At 63.9% G+C, this 15,959-nt stretch carries 17 protein-coding genes, 1 tRNA gene and 1 pseudogene; 14 read left to right on the forward strand and 5 right to left on the reverse strand.

All coding sequences use genetic code 11. The features are described 5' to 3' along the window. Window positions 1–11 precede the first annotated feature (11 nt). On the forward strand, window positions 12–1,688 hold the full coding sequence (locus tag AB2M62_RS01640; protein WP_404337236.1) for a GMC family oxidoreductase: 1,677 nt from the start codon (window positions 12–14) through the stop codon (window positions 1,686–1,688). A 36-nt stretch (window positions 1,689–1,724) separates the two neighbouring features. Here the strand turns inward: AB2M62_RS01640 and AB2M62_RS01645 are convergent, their stop codons facing one another. Both AB2M62_RS01645 and AB2M62_RS01650 read right to left on the reverse strand, forming a co-directional pair. Continuing rightward, window positions 1,725–2,027: a UBP-type zinc finger domain-containing protein gene (locus AB2M62_RS01645; RefSeq protein ID WP_404337238.1), complete on the reverse strand. Its 303-nt coding sequence runs from the start codon at window positions 2,025–2,027 to the stop codon at window positions 1,725–1,727. A gap of 117 nt (window positions 2,028–2,144) precedes the next feature. Beyond that, window positions 2,145–2,978 (reverse strand): alpha/beta fold hydrolase, encoded by an 834-nt coding sequence (locus AB2M62_RS01650; protein ID WP_404337239.1) that lies wholly within the window; start codon window positions 2,976–2,978, stop codon window positions 2,145–2,147. Between the two features lie 198 nt (window positions 2,979–3,176). Between AB2M62_RS01650 and AB2M62_RS01655 the strand changes: the two are divergent. The 5 genes and pseudogenes from AB2M62_RS01655 to AB2M62_RS01675 all read left to right on the forward strand — a co-directional run. Further along, window positions 3,177–3,412: pseudogene (locus tag AB2M62_RS01655) on the forward strand (histidine kinase dimerization/phosphoacceptor domain -containing protein); the annotation flags it as partial. Window positions 3,413–3,511: 99 nt separating this feature from the next. After that, window positions 3,512–3,838, forward strand: a complete 327-nt coding sequence (locus AB2M62_RS01660) for an ATP-binding protein (RefSeq protein WP_404339751.1) — start codon at window positions 3,512–3,514, stop codon at window positions 3,836–3,838. Between the two features lie 98 nt (window positions 3,839–3,936). Then, window positions 3,937–5,451, forward strand: coding sequence for a sensor histidine kinase (locus AB2M62_RS01665; RefSeq protein WP_404337241.1), 1,515 nt, complete (start codon window positions 3,937–3,939; stop codon window positions 5,449–5,451). Further along, window positions 5,448–6,086: a response regulator transcription factor gene (locus tag AB2M62_RS01670; protein ID WP_404337242.1), complete on the forward strand. Its 639-nt coding sequence runs from the start codon at window positions 5,448–5,450 to the stop codon at window positions 6,084–6,086. The genes AB2M62_RS01665 and AB2M62_RS01670 overlap by 4 nt, the downstream gene beginning before the upstream one ends. An 84-nt stretch (window positions 6,087–6,170) precedes the next feature. After that, on the forward strand, window positions 6,171–6,536 hold the full coding sequence (locus AB2M62_RS01675) for a response regulator transcription factor (protein WP_404337244.1): 366 nt from the start codon (window positions 6,171–6,173) through the stop codon (window positions 6,534–6,536). Between the two features lie 22 nt (window positions 6,537–6,558). Here AB2M62_RS01675 and AB2M62_RS01680 read toward each other — a convergent pair whose 3' ends face one another. After that, on the reverse strand, window positions 6,559–7,110 hold the full coding sequence (locus tag AB2M62_RS01680; RefSeq protein ID WP_404337246.1) for a hypothetical protein: 552 nt from the start codon (window positions 7,108–7,110) through the stop codon (window positions 6,559–6,561). Between the two features lie 194 nt (window positions 7,111–7,304). Here AB2M62_RS01680 and AB2M62_RS01685 point away from each other — a divergent pair, with 194 nt between their 5' ends. Continuing rightward, complete coding sequence (locus AB2M62_RS01685) at window positions 7,305–8,111, forward strand: hypothetical protein (protein WP_404337248.1); 807 nt, start codon at window positions 7,305–7,307, stop codon at window positions 8,109–8,111. Window positions 8,112–8,275: 164 nt separating this feature from the next. Beyond that, a complete protein-coding gene (locus AB2M62_RS01690; protein ID WP_404339753.1) occupies window positions 8,276–8,437 on the forward strand; it encodes a helix-turn-helix transcriptional regulator in 162 nt (53 codons plus the stop codon). A gap of 71 nt (window positions 8,438–8,508) precedes the next feature. On the opposite strand, the gene AB2M62_RS01695 is transcribed toward AB2M62_RS01690, so the two are convergent. Together AB2M62_RS01695 and AB2M62_RS01700 are read right to left on the reverse strand one after the other, a co-directional pair. Beyond that, a tRNA-Gln gene (locus tag AB2M62_RS01695) sits at window positions 8,509–8,583 on the reverse strand. Window positions 8,584–8,652: 69 nt separating this feature from the next. Next, on the reverse strand, window positions 8,653–9,750 hold the full coding sequence (locus AB2M62_RS01700) for a branched-chain amino acid aminotransferase (protein WP_404337250.1): 1,098 nt from the start codon (window positions 9,748–9,750) through the stop codon (window positions 8,653–8,655). 81 nt (window positions 9,751–9,831) lie between these two features. On the opposite strand from AB2M62_RS01700, the gene AB2M62_RS01705 reads away from it, so the two are divergent. The 6 genes from AB2M62_RS01705 (at window position 9,832) to AB2M62_RS01730 (ending at window position 15,819) form a co-directional block, all read left to right on the forward strand. Continuing rightward, the gene (locus tag AB2M62_RS01705) at window positions 9,832–10,317 is read left to right on the forward strand and encodes a MarR family transcriptional regulator (protein ID WP_404337251.1); all 486 of its coding nucleotides are present in this window, start codon (window positions 9,832–9,834) and stop codon (window positions 10,315–10,317) included. A 240-nt stretch (window positions 10,318–10,557) separates the two neighbouring features. Then, complete coding sequence (locus tag AB2M62_RS01710; RefSeq protein WP_404337253.1) at window positions 10,558–11,280, forward strand: GDSL-type esterase/lipase family protein; 723 nt, start codon at window positions 10,558–10,560, stop codon at window positions 11,278–11,280. 90 nt (window positions 11,281–11,370) lie between these two features. Beyond that, window positions 11,371–12,657: an ATP/GTP-binding protein gene (locus AB2M62_RS01715; protein ID WP_404337255.1), complete on the forward strand. Its 1,287-nt coding sequence runs from the start codon at window positions 11,371–11,373 to the stop codon at window positions 12,655–12,657. Between the two features lie 6 nt (window positions 12,658–12,663). Then, complete coding sequence (locus AB2M62_RS01720; protein ID WP_404337257.1) at window positions 12,664–13,311, forward strand: RloB family protein; 648 nt, start codon at window positions 12,664–12,666, stop codon at window positions 13,309–13,311. A 214-nt stretch (window positions 13,312–13,525) separates the two neighbouring features. Continuing rightward, window positions 13,526–14,485 (forward strand): UTP--glucose-1-phosphate uridylyltransferase GalU, encoded by a 960-nt coding sequence (galU, locus tag AB2M62_RS01725; protein ID WP_404337258.1) that lies wholly within the window; start codon window positions 13,526–13,528, stop codon window positions 14,483–14,485. Continuing rightward, a complete protein-coding gene (locus AB2M62_RS01730; protein WP_404337259.1) occupies window positions 14,473–15,819 on the forward strand; it encodes a UDP-glucose dehydrogenase family protein in 1,347 nt (448 codons plus the stop codon). The genes galU and AB2M62_RS01730 overlap by 13 nt, the downstream gene beginning before the upstream one ends. Window positions 15,820–15,959 lie beyond the last annotated feature (140 nt).

The following is a 15,959-nucleotide window of genomic DNA, read 5'->3' on the forward strand; positions in this document are numbered from 1 at the left end:
GGGAGAGGAAAATGGCTTCGACCAACAGGTTCGACGCGATCGTCATCGGATCAGGCGTGAGCGGCGGCTTTGCTGCCAAGGAATTGACCGAAAAGGGCCTGCGCGTTCTTATGCTCGATCGCGGCGTGATGGTCGAGCATGGCGAGGGCTACACCTATGACGGCAAGCCGGCCTATGAGGTGCCGGCGCGCAATATGATGCCCGAGCCGCTGGTCGACAGCGACTATTTCATCGCGCAGCACGGCTATGTCGCGCCGAGCAATCAGCGCTTCTACAATGACGACCGGCTGAATCCGTATGCCTTTGACGAAGGCGAGAAATTCTACTGGATCCGGCCAGGCGCGGTCGGTGGCAAGTCGCTGATCTGGGGGCGCTGGAGCTTCCGTTGGGCGCCCGAGGATTTCGAGGCGAACAAGCGCGAGGGCATCGATGGCGAATGGCCGATCGGCTATGACGACATCGCGCCGTGGTACAGCTATATCGAGAAATATATCGGGGTGTCGGGCTCGCGCGAGAACCTGCCCTATCTGCCCGACAGCGAATTCCAGCCGCCGATCCCGATGAACATCGCCGAGAAATGGCTCAAGCCGCGGCTCGAGGCGAAGTTTCCCGGGCGCAAGCTTATCAACACGCGCCTGTCCAACATGACCGAGGACAAGCCCGAGCAGAACCGGACCAAGTGCCAGTTCCGCTCGCAATGCGGCAATGGCTGCTCGTTCGGCGCCTATTTCTCAACTCAGGCAGTGACGCTTCCCGCGGCGCGCGCCACCGGCCGGCTAACGCTTCAGTCGGACGCTGTGGTCACCAATCTGGAATATGATGCGGCGAAGAAGCGCGTCACCGGGGTGCGCTATATCGATGCCAAGACCGGGCAGGCGACCGTGATCAATGCCGATCTCGTCTTCCTTTGCGCTTCGGCCATGGCTTCGACTCAGATTTTGATGAACTCGCGTGCGCCCGGCAGCGGCCGCAGCCATTTCGACGCAAGCGGCACGCTGGGCCGTTATGTGATGGATCATATCTTCCGCGTCGGCGTCGAAGGCGAGATCCCGGGGATGAGCGAGTATATCGAATATGGCCGCCGCCCGGGCGGGGTCTACATCCCGCGCTTCCGCAACATCGGCGGCGAGGAAGGCGTCGGGTTCAAGCGCGGCTATGGCTATCAGGGCAGCGCCCGGCGCGAGCCGGCGGCGCCGGTGGGTTTCGGCGCCGAGATGAAGCACGGCATGCGCAAATATGCCGGCTGGAAGTTCAGCATGGGCGCCTTCGGCGAGTGCCTCCCCTATAAGGACAATCAGGTCTCGCTGCATGCCAGCAAGGTCGATCGCTTCGGGGTGCCGCTGATGCGGTTCGACGTGAAATTCCGCGAGAACGAACTGCGCATGATGGCGGACGCGCGGACGCAGGGCGAGGCGATGCTCAAGGCTGCCGGGCTCGCCAACGTCAAGAGCTCGGAAGGCGAGCACGTCCCAGGCGACGCGATCCACGAAATGGGTGGCGCCCGCATGGGCAAGGATCCGCGCGCATCGGTGCTCAACGGCTGGAGCCAGGCCCACGACGCATCGAACCTCTACGTCACCGATGGCGCGCAGATGGCCTCGGTATCGTGCGTCAATCCGTCGCTGACGTTCATGGCGCTCACGGCCCGCGCGGCCGATCACGCCGTCAAGCATCTGCACCACGCCTGACGGGATGGGCGCCGGGGCAGGAGCCTCGGCGCCCTTTCAGTAATAGCGCGGGATCGGACCCCATTGCGGCGTCTGATCGGGCAGGTCGATTTCGACCTCGTCGACATAACACCACCCCCAGCCTTCGGGCGGATCATAGCCCTCGATGATGGGGTGATGCGTCGCGTGAAAATGCGCGGTGGCGTGGCGGTGCGGTGACTGGTCGCAGCAACCCACATGCCCACATGCGCGGCACAGGCGCAGGTGGAGCCAGGCGCTGCCGATCTTGAGGCATTCTTCGCATCCCCGTGCGCTCGGGGTCACGGCGTTGATGGTGCTGCTGTGGCGACACGATGTCATCGGCTTTCCTTAATCTGGTCCATGAATACGCATGGCAACTTGGCACGCGCCGAATCGCGTCATGCTCCCCCCTCGGCGCCCAATACGACGATGGAGGCGCATGACGCGCTGTCAGCCTCAGCTCCGCACGAAGGCTAGCAGATCCGGGTTGATCACGTCCGCATTGGTGGTCAGCATGCCGTGCGGATATCCCGCATAGATCTTCAGCGTCGCATTCGGCAGCAGCTTGGCCTGGAGTTCGGCGGCGTCCTTGTAAGGCACGATCTGGTCGTCATCGCCCTGGATCACCAAGGTGGGCACGGTGATCGCCTTGAGATCTTCGGTCTGGTCGGTTTCGCTGAACGCCTTGATGCCGGCATAATGCGCCAGCGCGCTGCCGGTCATGCCCTGGCGCCACCAGTTGCGGATGACCCCTTCGGATACCGCAGCGCCCGGACGATTGAACCCATAAAAGGGCCCCGAGGCGACATCGAGGAAGAATTGGGCGCGATTGGCAGCCAGCGCCTGCCGGAAGCCATCGAAAACCTCGATCGGAGTGCCACCCGGATTTGCCTCGGTCTTGAGCATCAGCGGCGGCACCGCGCTGACCAGTACTGCCTTGGCAACCCGGCCCTGCGGCTGGCCGAACTTGGCGACATAGCGCGCGACTTCGCCGCCGCCGGTCGAGTGGCCGATATGCACGGCATTCTTGAGGTCGAGATGCTCGGCGACGGCCGAGGCGTCGGCGGCATAATGGTCCATGTCGTGGCCGGTAGCGATCGGTGAGGAACGATGGCCGCGGCGGTCATGCGCGACGACGCGATAGCCGTTGTCCAGGAAGAACAGCATCTGGGCGTCCCAATCGTCCGACGACAGCGGCCAGCCATGGTGGAACACGATCGGCTGCGCGTCCTTGGGGCCCCAATCCTTGTAGAAGATCTCAGCGCCGTCGGCGGTGGTGATGTAGCCCATGATGTTCTCCATTGTGAGAGCGGACGGGGCACTTGCCTGTCCGACCCCGGGCCATATCGGCGCGGGCAGCGCTCGCCGCTATCATACGCAAGTTTGCGCCGCCAAATCCCCTCCCCAAACCTGCGTATGATAGCGCGCGCACGGTCGATCTCGGATCACGAGCCATCGACACCGCACCCGCGGAAAGGAGATGGTCCGATGACCCTGGCACAGCAATTTGGATTCCCGGCAGCGATCACCGTGCTGCCCGCGCTCGCCCAGCCGGATAGCGCCGGCGAGGTCGACCACCGGCTCGCCAACAGCCTGCAACTGCTTGCGGCACTGGTCTCGGTCGAGGCGCGGCGGATCGTCGATCCGGTGGCGCGCGCCGCGTTCGACATGACATTGCGGCGATCGGCGCGATCGCCAATGTCCATCGCCAGCTCTATCGCAGCGCCACTGCCAGCCGGATAGACCTCGCCGCCTATCTCGAGGCGCTTGCCGCCGATCTCGAACAGGGCGTCGGCGGCGGCTGGGCCGGGCGCCGCGTGTTGGTGGCCGCTCAGACCGTGGAGGTGAACGCGGAAGACGCGACATCGATCGGCATCCTGGTTTCCGAACTGGTCGGTAATGCGTGCAAATATGCCTATGCCGCCGACGAGCCGGGCGACATCGCCATCCAGCTCGAGACGCTGCCGCTTGGCGGATACAGGCTCGATGTCGCCGATCGTGGCTGCGGCATGGCAGCCGACGCCGCGCCGCAGGGTACTGGACTTGGCGCCAGGCTGATCGCGATGATGGCCAGCCGGCTGGGCGGCGAGCAGGGTTGGCATGATGCAGGCCCCGGCACGCGCTTCACGCTGCGCGTCGCCAAACTCTAACGGGTAGTTCGGGAGTTTGGCGGTTGCGATCGCATGAACCCTTCGCCAGCGTGGCGTTGCGCTGCTTCCCGGCCTTGGGGCGGCTGCGGGAGGCGATGATGCAAAGTGATGCCGAAGGTCGGCGACTGTTCAAACATGTGCACAGCGCGGCGGCGCTGGTGCTGGCGCTGGCGATCTTCGCGCTCGACGTGCTGAGCCCGCTTCAGGGAGCGGTCGCGGTGCTCTACACGATCGTCGTGCTGCTCGCGGCGCGCAGTCAGGATCGATCGCTGGTCGCCGCCGCCGGGATCGTCTCGATCCTCCTCGCCATCCTCGGCTATGGCATCAGCCATTGGTCGGCGCCGCTGGGTTCGCCCGCGATGCGGCTGGCGGTGAGCCTGATCGCGGTTTCGATCACGGCCTGGCTGTGCGTGCGCAACCAGGCGGCGGGCGCGGAGCGCGAACGCTCCGAAGTCCGCTATCGCACGATCTTCAACGCGGCCGGCCTACCGATCTGGGAAGGCGACTGGTCCGCCGCCTATGCCCTGTTGCGCGGGAATTCGACGCTCAGCCCGGCGGCGATCGACCATATCGCCAGGACCGCGACGATCCGCGATGCCAATGACGCCGCGGCACGCCTGTTCGGGCTTACGGGCCCCGAGGCGCTGGTCGGCGGCACCATCATAGCCCACCATACCCCGGCGGCGGAAGCGACGTTGGCGCATATCCTGGCCGGGCTGGCGCGGGGGGACCCCGCGATCGAGGAGGAGACCCAGTTTCTCACCGCCTCGGGCGAGATCGTCGACGTCGTGCTGCGCGTCACCTTGCCGCCGGGCAGCGATGGCTGGAACCGCGTGCTGGTGATGGCGATCGACGTTACTGAGCGGAACCGCGCGCAGGCGCGGCTCGTCCAGTCGCAGGCCGAACTGACTCATGTCTCGCGCGTAACCACGCTCGGCCAGCTCGCCGCCTCGATCGCGCACGAAGTAAACCAGCCGCTCTCGGCCATCATCACTTATGCCAAATCGGGCAAACGCTGGCTCGCCCGCGAGGCGGCGGAGGCGCCCGAGGTCGCCGACTGCCTCGATCACATCGCCGCCAACGGCACGCGCGCCGCCGACGTGATCGCACGCATCCGCGATCTCGCACGCAAAGCCGATCCCCAGCGCGGCCGAATCGAACTGGAGCCGCTGATCGACGAAACCGTCGCGCTGCTGCGTCGCGATCTCCAGTCGCACGATGTCGAGATCCATGTCCGCGCCGAGCCCGGCCTGCCGGCGGCTTTGGGAGACCGCGTCCAGATCCAGCAGGTGCTGATGAATCTCATGCTCAACGCCGAGCAGGCGATGGCCGACACCGCGGATCATCGCGAGCTGTGCATCGAGGCTACGCAGGATGGCGAGGGCGTGCAGGTGAGTGTGCGCGACTGCGGACCAGGCATTTCGGGCGACCCCGAAAGCCTGTTCACACCCTTCTTTACGACCAAGACGACGGGGCTCGGGATGGGACTTTCGATCTGTCGCTCGATCATCGAGCAGCATGGCGGCGCCTTGGTCGCAGCCAACAATGCCGATCGCGGCGCGATCTTCCGCTTCCGTCTGCCGGTGACCGCTGAAGCGAGCCTGGCGGCATGAGCGGCGCGAGCCAGGTCTGCGTGATCGACGACGATCCCGAGGTGCGCGGCGCGATCGGCAGCCTGTTGCGATCGAGCGGGCACGCGGTCGCGCTGTATGATGGCCCCGATGCGTTCCTGGCTGCCGGCGTGCCGCAGGTCGCTTCGTGCCTGGTGCTCGACGTCCGCCTGGGCACGCAGAGCGGGCTCGATTTCCAGGAGACGCTGGCGGGGCAGGGCATCGCCATACCGGTGATCCTGATCACCGGCCATGGCGACATCCCGATGACCGTGCGCGGCATGAAGGCCGGCGCAATCGATTTCCTGCCCAAACCGTTCAGCGACGATCAGATGCTCGCCGCTGTCGCGGCGGCGATCGATGCCGATCGCGCGCGCAGGGCCGAGTCCGCTAGTGTCGAGCAGCTTCGCCAGGGCTATGACAGGCTCACCGCGCGCGAGCGCGAAGTGATGGCACTGGTCGTCACCGGCTTGATGAACAAGCAAGTCGCGGCGCGGCTCGACCTCTCCGAGATCACCGTGAAGATCCATCGCGGCAATGTTATGCGCAAGATGGCGGCGCAGTCGCTCGCCGACTTGGTCCGCATGGCCGAGCAGCTCGGCGTGCGCGACGAAAGCATCCATCGGTTTAACATCTGAGTATGATGGAAAAGCCTGCACGGCCGATGCATTTGTGATCTCCGCCCGGCGCGCCGCGTCTGGGTATTCTGGAGTAACCGGTCCGTGCGTCCATCCCCCATTATCGGCATCGTCGACGACGATCCGGACGTGCGCCGCAGCCTCGACAGTCTGGTGCGCTCCGCCGGGATGACCGCGCGCTGCTTCGCCAGCGCCGAAGACCTGCTCGACGATGCGGGACAGGCGGCGCTGGCCTGCATCGTCACCGATCTCCACATGCCCGGCCTTACAGGCCTCGACCTGCAGGCCGAGATTGCGCGGCGCGGCTGGCGCCAGCCGGTGATCCTGATGACTGCCTATCCCACCAATTCCGCACGCGGGCAGGCACTGGCGGCGGGGGCAGTAGCGTTCCTCAGCAAGCCAGTGGACCCCGACGCGCTGCTCGACGCGATCGAGCAGGTCGCCGGCTAGCGGGCCGCGCGACCACCGGCGCTCAATGCCAGACGGCCGAGAGCGGATAGAGCGCGATCAGCCATAACAGGCACGCGATCGCGACTCGCCGGCTAGACACCGCGATCGCCAGCGCGAGGACGGGGAAGAACGACCAGGTCAGCACGATCACCCGCAGCGACCCGGCGCCGGGCATCCCGCTGAACAGCGCGGTGGTGCCGATCAGCGCGACGTTGCAGAGGAAGACGCCGGCCATCACCTTGCGATGATGCCGGTCGAAATGGGCGTCGAGATCGCTCCATTGCTCGGAATCATCGGGGAAGATCAGCGATGCCGAGACATAATAGATCGCCGTGACGACGAACCCGCCGAACAGCACCGGCCAGGTCAGCGGCAGCAGGTCACGCAGCGCCCAGCCATACATCCAGAAGGTGACCACGTCGCACGACACGAACAGGCCGAGCAGCGCCGTGGCCCAGCCGATCCGTACCTGCTGGCTCGCCTTGAGCGCCCGCGAAAGCCCGCCAAGCCCCTCGGCCAGCGCCAAGCCGAGGATCAGCCCGAACAACGAAAAGATGAACTCGAACCCGCTCATGCGCCCCCACGCCTTCCCCGATGCGATGGCATCGATGGTGGAGCTTAGCATCAGGGGCGGGGTGCTGGGCAAGGCGGCCTGCGCTTGGATTTCAGTTATCGGGACTGTCGCGCGCGGTTGCGCATGCACCAAAAGGTGGAGGAACGGCGCTAATAGTCGTACAGTACAGCGCAGGGCATTGGGCGAGCGGGGCTATGGACGGCAGAATTTTCTCCGACCTCGTAAGCGCCATCTATGATGCCGCGATCGATCAGAGCCTTTGGCCTCATACGCTGGGGTTACTCTGCGGAGCGTTCGGCTTCCGAAAGGCAACGATCGACCTCAATCGCGTCCCGGCAATGACGAACCTGTTCAACTTTCACTATGGCATCGACGAACAACAGGCTGCGACTATGGTGGGCCAATACCGCGCCATGCCGGAAGTTTGGGGCGGCATCGCAGCCGTCATGACGAGGCCGATCGATCGCCCCTGGATCGTCAGCAGGATCATCAGTGCGCAGACTCTGAAGCGCACCGACTATTATCGCAATTGGGTGGGGCCGATGGCGCTCGTCGATGGCGCAGCGATCGTGCTGGCGCGAGGAGAAGGCCTGTTTGGCAGCATGCGCCTGGCAACGGACGCCCGGTTGGGCTTGATCGACGATGCGCTGATCGAGGCGCTCACCCTGCTGCTACCCCATTGCCAACGCGCCGCCCGGATCAACGGCCTGCTCGATGGCGCCAAGGACGTCGCGCGCGACTTCGAGGCGGTCATCGATGCTCTTGCTGTTCCCGTCGTCCTTGTCTCTTCCGACTGCGCTGTGGTTCATGCCAACGCTCGTGCGAAGGCCCGGCTGCAGGTCGGATCGATTTTATCCTTCCGGCATGGACGGTTGATCTCGTCGCTGCCGGGTATCGAACAGGCGATATCCGAATCGATACGATTGCTATCGGTCGACCATAGCCAAATACCCGGACGCGGAAGTGGCATGGTCCTTCAGTCCGGTATCGAGCCCCCCTAGTCCTGCATCTGCTGCCCCTGCCTCGAGGCACCACGCGGGCGAAGTCGGCTTCCGAACCGGTTGCCGCCATTTTTGTTTGCGATACCACGGCCAAACACGATCTCCCCGCGGCGGTTTTCGAAACGTTGTTCAACATGACCCCGGCAGAGATTAGAGTGCTGGAGATGATGATGGCGGGGGATGGAACGCGCGAGATCGCCGCCAATTTGAAGATCGCGCCGAGCACGGTCCGCACCCACTTGATCCATCTATTCCAGAAAACGGATACGCATAGCCGCGCTGATCTGCTGAAACTCGCACGCACGCTGTCTAAGCCGATCGTCTAGCAACGCGCCGCTCGACACGGCACGTTGCCACCTAATGGCTGGTCACCGAAATCCATTACTTAGCGTGAAACTGGCTGGGGCGGCAGGATTCGAACCTGCGAATGGCGGCATCAAAAGCCGCTGCCTTACCACTTGGCGACGCCCCAACGGGAAGCGCGGCTTATAGGGCTTCGAGATCGGTACTCAAGACCCGATATGGCCGCTCCGCACGACGATCAGAACAGCCGGTCGACCCAGCCGTGCGGATCGGCGGCGGTGCCGCGCTGGATCGAGGTGAGCTGCTCGCGCAGCTTCTCGGTCAGCATGCCCGGACCGCCATTGCCGATCGCGAAATCGAAATCGCGGCCGCGCACCCGGCCGATCGGCGTGACCACCGCGGCGGTCCCGCAGGCGAACGCCTCGCGCAGCTTGCCGCTGGCGGCGTCGGCCTGCCACTGCTCCATGCTGTAACGCTCCTCGCGCACGCTCACGCCGGCATCGCGGGCGAGAGTGATCAGCGATTCGCGGGTGATGCCGGGAAGGATCGTGCCGCCCAGCGGCGGGGTCTGGATCGAGCCGTCTTCGAACACGAAGAAGACGTTCATGCCGCCGAGCTCCTCGACGAAACGGTTCTCGACCGCATCGAGGAACACGACCTGGTCGCAGCCCTTCTCGATCGCTTCGGCCTGGGCGACCAGGCTCGCGGCATAATTGCCGCCGCACTTGGCGGCGCCGGTGCCGCCCGGCGCGGCGCGGGTATAATGGTCCGAGGTCCACAAGGTCACCGACGGCGCGCCGCCCTTGAAATAGGCGCCGGCGGGCGAGGCGATGACGATGTAGAGATATTCATGCGCGGGCCGCACGCCGAGAAAGGTCTCACTGGCGAACATGAAGGGGCGCAGATAGAGCGAGGCGCCGTCGCCCTCGGGGATCCAGTCACGATCGGCGCGGACCAGCGCGCGGATCAATTCGCGGAACAGCGCCGCCGGCAGCGGCGGCATCGCCAGCCGCTCGGCGGACTCCGCGAAGCGGCGGGCATTGGCGTCGGCCCGGAACAGCGCGGCGCCGCCATCGGGCAGGCGATAGGCCTTGAGACCCTCGAAAATCTCCTGCGCATAATGGAGCACGGCGCAGGCGGGATCGATCTGCAAGGGCGCACGGGGCTGGACACGGGCATCGTGCCAGCCCTTGTCGACCGAATAGCGGATCACCGCCATGTGATCGGTGAAGATCTTGCCGAAACCGGGATTGGCGAGGAGCGCAGCGCGATCGGTCTCGGCGACCGGATTGGCATGGGCTTCGAACTCGAAATCCAGGATCGACGTGTCTTGCATTGCGGCTTCCCGAGTTTGGCGGGCCCGGGACCGGTCCGGGCGGCTTGCGGGGGACTAGGCCGCATGGCAAAGATGGTCAACATGGCTGCCCCAATTCCCGCGTCGCCGCTCTTCCTGCGCGAGCCCGAGATCCGCCGGGGCATCGAACTGCTCTATTTCGGCTATGCCAACCTCACCCGCTCGATCGATGCCGGGCTCGCCGAACAGGGGCTGGGCCGGGCCCACCACCGCGCGCTCTATTTCATCGCCCGCAAGCCCGATCTGACGGTGAGCGAGCTGCTCGCGATCCTCCAGATCACCAAGCAATCGCTCGGCCGGGTGCTGGGCGACCTGGCCGAGCGCGGGATGGTCGAGACGCGGACCGGCGAGCGTGACCGGCGCCAGCGGCTGCTGCGGCTGACCCCGGCGGGCGCGGCGCTGGAGGCCGAGCTGTTCGACGCGCTGCGCGAGAAGATGGCGGGCGCCTATTCGAGCGCGGGGCAGGGCGCGGTGGGCGGCTTCTGGGGCGTGCTCGAAGGGCTGGTGCCCGAGGCGGAGCGCGGCCGCGTATCGGGGCAGCGCCGCTAGCACGAATCCAACAGCGACACCCCCGCCGTGTAGGGTTTGCGGCGCCTGGATTCGCAAAATACGTGCGAGTCGTGAAATTCCGTTGCGTCCGCGTGAAACTTCCTTGCGCACAATGCCGCGAGCGACGTCCTACAGCCGTTCAAAGAGCCGCACGCTGGATAGCATGGCCCGGACCCTGTAGGACAGCGCGACCCGCGCAGGCAGGGCGCCCGCGCGGCGCCACGCGATGCTGGAGGCCCCATGACCGATCTCTTCCGCCGCGGCTTGCTCGCCGCCGGGCTGACGCTGCCCTTCGCCGCCCGCGCGCAGGAGGCCGAGAGCTGGGAGGCGAAGTGGAACCGGATGCTGCGCGAGGACTGGCCGGGGCTGGGCCGCTACCGCGCCGACAATGCACGGCTGCGCGCCGCGGGCACCCGCACCAACATCGTCTTCCTGGGCAATTCGATCACCGAGGGCTGGCGCGACAAGCAGCCGGACTTCTTCAAGCCCGGGCGCGTCTGCCGCGGGATCGGCGGCGAGACCACCCCGCAGATGGTGCTGCGGATGATGGCCGACGTGATCGACCTCAAACCCCGCTTCGTCCACATCATGGCAGGCACCAACGACATTGCCGGCAATACCGGGCCGATGACCTTCGCGCAGAGCTGCGACAATTTCCGGATGATGACCCAGCTCGCCCAGGCCAACCGCATCGAGGTGCTGCTCGCCAGCGTGCCGCCGGCGGCGAATTTCCCATGGCGGCCGGGGCTGGAGACGGTCAAGCCGATCCGCCGGTTCAACGCCTGGCTCAAGGACTATGCCGCCAAGGCGGGCGCGACCTGGATCGACTATACCCCGGTGCTCGCCGACGCCGCGGGCGGGATGAAGCCGGGGTTGGCCTCCGACGGGGTGCACCCGACCGCGCAGGGCTATGCGCTGATGGCGACGGTGATCGAGCCGTTTCTGGCGGGGCGGGGGATTTAATAGATTTACAAAGGCTCACGCGATCATCATATCGTTTTGCCGGGAAATTTGCGCGATATTCGCGGGAAATAATGCAAATCGAGATTTGTCATGATAGTCGATTTCAGCATCGGCAATTTTCGCTCGTTCCGCGATGAGCAAATGCTGAGTATGAATGTGGAGGGGTCGCGCTTACGTCACTCCTCTAACTTTTCGCTCGTCGAAGACGAGCGCTTCGCGGTTCTGCGGTCGGCGGGTATCTTTGGCGCGAATGCCTCGGGTAAGACCAATGTCCTGCGCGCGCTTGCTGCCCTCCAGTGGATCGTCGTGTCTTCGGCCGGTCGCAAGGAGACGCAATCGATCCTGCCATACGAACCATTTCGATTGTCACCAGCGCACGTGGAGCGTCCGGTTGCGTTTGAAATCGAATTCGTCGTTCCTACCGGCGCGCGGTATCGCTACGAAGTCTCGTTTCTTCGCCAACGGATTGTCAGTGAGCGACTAATTTCCTTCGCTCGCCGTTCACGCGCGACCGTCTTTGAGCGGCTTGCGGAGGATACATGGGAGACGATCAAATTCGGTGGAACATTTAAGGGCGGAACACGCAGATTCCCGTTCTTCGACAATGCCGCTTATTTGTCTCGCGCCGGCAATGATGCCTCGTCGCCAGACTTCATTCGCGAAATTTACACGTATTTCGAATCCCTCAGGTACATTCCTGCCACAAACGGTATGCTCTCCCGGATGGCCTTGAGCGACCCGACGATGATGCATGCGGTCAGCGAGTTGCTCTGCCTGGCCGATACTGGGGTGGGTAAAGTGACGATCGAAGAAAATGATATCGCAGACGATATTCGCTTGCCTGATAATATTCCAGACGATTTAAAGGAGGCAATCCTCGCTCAGAATCGTATGGTTGCCAAATTCTGGATGAAGTCTGGTTCTGGCGATCCGGTGCCATTCGAGGCTGACGATATGTCACATGGCACTAACCGGTTGTTCGATCTTCTCCCGATAATCTTGCGCGTGCTTGAGAATGGCTCCGTACTTGCGCTCGACGAGATTGATGCGCACCTCCACACGGATCTTGTAAATCTCGTCCTCCAACTGTTCCACGACGAAGAAGTTAATGCCAAGGGCGCACAACTCCTCTTCTCGACCCATGACACTAATGTTCTGGATGCGAACTATATGCGGCGCGACCAAATATGGTTGGCGAGCAAGGAGGACGGAGTTTCTACGCTAAAGTGTCTCGCAGAATACGATAAGAAATATGTTCGTCAGGACAGTCCATTCGAAGCGTTTTACCGTGATGGACGGCTCGGTGCACTGCCTCGCTTGCCATATAAAAGGGTTAAGCAGGTACTGCTCGATGCTCTCGACATGATGCGAGCGTGACTTTCCATGCCAAAAAAACGCAAACCATCGCAACTCAAGCCGCTCAAGACTCTACGCATTTTCTGCGAAGGCGAGCGCACCGAGCCAAACTACCTCAAAGGTTATATTTCGACGCTCGAAAATCGTGCGCGAAAGTCGGTAATTGAGATCGAGAAATCTCGTAAAAATACTGCAGTTCAGCTAGTTGAAGAAGCGATAAGCATGAAGAAATCTTCGGGATCGTTGCCTGAAGATGAATTCTGGGTCGTATATGACCGGGAGTCCGTGGTAAAATATTCCGACGATCTTCACGCCAAGGCGCGTGCCAAGGCCGATAAGGCGGGTGTTAAAGTCGCCCTGTGTAATGTTTGTTTCGAATATTGGCTATTGATCCATCTTGTCGATACCGATGCGCCGTTCAGCAGCTACGATAATCTAATAGCTACAAGCGCGCTTCGAACCCAGATGAAAGCGCAATGTGGCTGCGACTATAAGAAGTCGGAACGCTCAATTTTTGACCTGCTGAAGCCGCATTTGCCAGAGGCGCGCGCGCGAGCGAAGCGTTTGAATGCGAAGGGCCTGCAAAACGCGGAGGCCGGACGTGATCAACAACATAATATAAATCCTTACGTAGGTGTCGTTGATCTTCTCGACGCAATCGACATGTTCGCTTGAAAGAGCTGGTGCACGAACTCGCTGAACTATGGCGAACCGCGGGGCGGCTACAAGGGCCGACGGGTCGGCTCTCGCATGGCAGGCTCCCCCACACATCCCTAACCCAAAATAAACTAAAGTCCGCTCACCGGTGCCTCGCAGGCGGCGAGACGAAATTGCCGGGCGGCTCCCCTTGTTTTATGCTGCACTGCAGCGATGAAAAGGGGGAGTACCCATGCCCAAGCCGCTCCGTAAAGCCGTGTTTCCCGTTGGCGGTCTCGGAACCCGCTTCCTGCCTGCCACCAAGGCGATCCCGAAAGAGATGCTGCCGGTCGTCGATCGGCCGCTGATCCAATATGCCGTCGAGGAAGCGCTCGAGGCCGGGATCGAGCAACTGATCTTCGTCACCGGGCGCGGCAAGGCCGCGATCGAGGACCATTTCGACATTGCCTATGAGCTAGAGGCGACGATGTCCGGGCGCGGCAAGTCGCTCGACATATTGGGCGGCACCCGGCTCAAGCCCGGCGCGATCGCCTATGTCCGCCAGCAGGAGCCGATGGGGCTCGGCCACGCGGTGTGGTGCGCGCGCGACGTGATCGGCGACGAGCCGTTCGCGGTGCTGCTCGCCGACGATTTCATGGTCGGCAAGCCCGGCTGCCTCAAGCAGATGGTCGACGCCTATAACCAGGTCGGCGGCAATCTGATCTGCGCCGAGGAAGTGCCCGACGACCAGACGCATCGTTATGGCATCATCACGCCGGGCAGCCGCGACGGCACGCTGACGCAGGTGCAGGGGCTGGTCGAGAAGCCCAAGCCAGGCACGGCGCCGTCCAACCTCTCGGTGATCGGCCGCTATATCCTCCAGCCCGAGGTGATGCGCGTGCTCGACACCCAGGAAAAGGGCGCCGGCGGCGAGATCCAGCTGACCGACGCCATGGCGCGGATGATCGGCGGCCAGGCGTTCCACGGCGTCACCTTCCAGGGCACGCGCTATGATTGCGGCGACAAGGCGGGGTTCCTCCACGCCAATCTCGCCATGGCGCTGACCCGCGACGACCTTGCCGACGAAGTCGAGGCGTTCGCCCGCAAATTGCTGCTCGAGCCGCGTGCCGGCAGCGCCCCCGTTTCGCATCCCGTTTCGCCGCCGGCTTCGGTGGCCAGTTTCCAGCAAGGAGTTACCGCATGCGCATCGTGATGATCGGCTCGGGCTATGTCGGCCTGGTATCGGGCGCGTGTTTCGCCGATTTCGGCCATGACGTGGTCTGCGTCGACAAGGACGAAGGCAAGATAGCGCGGCTCAAGCAGGGCCAGATCCCGATCTACGAGCCCGGCCTCGAAGACCTGGTGGCGCGCAACGCCGAGGCCGGACGGCTGCTGTTCACCACCGAGCTTGCCGAGGCGGTGAGCGAGGCGGACGCGGTGTTCATCGCGGTGGGCACGCCCAGCCGCCGCGGCGACGGCCATGCCGACCTCTCCTATGTCCATGCCGCCGCCGCCGAGATGGCAGTGTCGCTCAAGGGCTTCACCGTGGTGGTGACCAAGTCGACCGTGCCGGTGGGTACCGGCGACGAAGTCGAGCGGATCATCCGCGAAGCCAATCCCGACGCCGATTTCGCGGTGGCCTCGAACCCCGAGTTCCTGCGCGAAGGCGCGGCGATCGACGACTTCAAGCGGCCCGACCGCATCGTCGTGGGGCTGGAGGACGATCGCGCGCGGCCGGTGATGGAGGAGGTCTATCGCCCGCTCTATCTCAACCAGTCGCCGATCCTGTTCACCGGGCGGCGCACGTCGGAGCTGATCAAATACGCGGCGAACGCGTTCCTCGCGGTCAAGATCACCTTCATCAACGAGATGGCGGATCTGTGCGAGGCGGTGGGCGCCGACGTCCAGCAGGTTGCGCGCGGGATCGGGCTCGACAACCGCATCGGCAGCAAGTTCCTCCATGCCGGCCCCGGCTATGGCGGGTCGTGCTTCCCCAAGGACACGCTGGCGCTGGTCAAGACCGCCGAGGATTCGGGCACGCCGGTGCGCATCGTCGAGACCACGGTGGCGGTCAACGACACCCGCAAGCGGGCGATGGCGCGCAAGGTGATCGCGGCGTGCGGCGGATCGGTGCGCGGCAAGACGATCGGCGTGCTGGGCCTGACCTTCAAGCCCAACACCGACGACATGCGCGATGCGCCGAGCCTGGCGATCATCCAGGCGCTGGAAGATGGCGGCGCCAAGGTGCGCGCGTTCGATCCCGAAGGGATTTCCGCGGCGCGTCCGCTGCTTCCCAATGTCGAGTTCGCGACCTCGCCCTACGACACCGCCGAGGGTGCCGAGGCAGTGGTGATCGTCACCGAATGGAACGCGTTCCGCGCGCTCGACCTCGTCCAGCTGCGCGAGAAGATGGCGGGCGACGCGCTGATCGACCTGCGCAACATCTATCGTCCCGATGCCGTCGCGGCGGCGGGGCTCCGCTACACCGGCGTGGGCCGCGGGCTCAATGCCCCGGCGGGCGAAGAGTTCAGCATCGCGGCTGAGTAACCGTACGCGAAAGGCTGACCGGGCCGGGCGCTCCCATGCGGGGGCGTCCGGCCTTTTTTTGCTATTTTTTAGATAGTTGCGCGGATCGAGCAATGCAGATGCAATAAAGACAATCCGTTTTAAAAGTATTCGTCTTAATA

It is taken from the genome of Sphingomonas sp. MMS12-HWE2-04 (genome assembly GCF_044881185.1).
GTDB lineage: Bacteria > Pseudomonadota > Alphaproteobacteria > Sphingomonadales > Sphingomonadaceae > Sphingomonas.

What these genes read in the sequence shown, in the direction of transcription:
- galU (WP_404337258.1), top strand. Translation starts at nt 13,526, where the DNA reads ATGCCCAAGCCGCTCCGTAAAGCCGTGTTTCCCGTTGGCGGTCTCGGA.
- AB2M62_RS01710 (WP_404337253.1), top strand. Translation starts at nt 10,558, where the DNA reads ATGACCGATCTCTTCCGCCGCGGCTTGCTCGCCGCCGGGCTGACGCTG.
- AB2M62_RS01685 (WP_404337248.1), top strand. Translation starts at nt 7,305, where the DNA reads ATGGACGGCAGAATTTTCTCCGACCTCGTAAGCGCCATCTATGATGCC.
- AB2M62_RS01665 (WP_404337241.1), top strand. Translation starts at nt 3,937, where the DNA reads ATGCAAAGTGATGCCGAAGGTCGGCGACTGTTCAAACATGTGCACAGC.
- AB2M62_RS01640 (WP_404337236.1), top strand. Translation starts at nt 12, where the DNA reads ATGGCTTCGACCAACAGGTTCGACGCGATCGTCATCGGATCAGGCGTG.
- AB2M62_RS01645 (WP_404337238.1), bottom strand. Translation starts at nt 2,027, where the DNA reads ATGACATCGTGTCGCCACAGCAGCACCATCAACGCCGTGACCCCGAGC.
- AB2M62_RS01680 (WP_404337246.1), bottom strand. Translation starts at nt 7,110, where the DNA reads ATGAGCGGGTTCGAGTTCATCTTTTCGTTGTTCGGGCTGATCCTCGGC.
- AB2M62_RS01650 (WP_404337239.1), bottom strand. Translation starts at nt 2,978, where the DNA reads ATGGGCTACATCACCACCGCCGACGGCGCTGAGATCTTCTACAAGGAT.
- AB2M62_RS01690 (WP_404339753.1), top strand. Translation starts at nt 8,276, where the DNA reads ATGATGATGGCGGGGGATGGAACGCGCGAGATCGCCGCCAATTTGAAG.
- AB2M62_RS01705 (WP_404337251.1), top strand. Translation starts at nt 9,832, where the DNA reads ATGGCTGCCCCAATTCCCGCGTCGCCGCTCTTCCTGCGCGAGCCCGAG.
- AB2M62_RS01720 (WP_404337257.1), top strand. Translation starts at nt 12,664, where the DNA reads ATGCCAAAAAAACGCAAACCATCGCAACTCAAGCCGCTCAAGACTCTA.
- AB2M62_RS01730 (WP_404337259.1), top strand. Translation starts at nt 14,473, where the DNA reads ATGCGCATCGTGATGATCGGCTCGGGCTATGTCGGCCTGGTATCGGGC.
- AB2M62_RS01700 (WP_404337250.1), bottom strand. Translation starts at nt 9,750, where the DNA reads ATGCAAGACACGTCGATCCTGGATTTCGAGTTCGAAGCCCATGCCAAT.
- AB2M62_RS01670 (WP_404337242.1), top strand. Translation starts at nt 5,448, where the DNA reads ATGAGCGGCGCGAGCCAGGTCTGCGTGATCGACGACGATCCCGAGGTG.
- AB2M62_RS01715 (WP_404337255.1), top strand. Translation starts at nt 11,371, where the DNA reads ATGATAGTCGATTTCAGCATCGGCAATTTTCGCTCGTTCCGCGATGAG.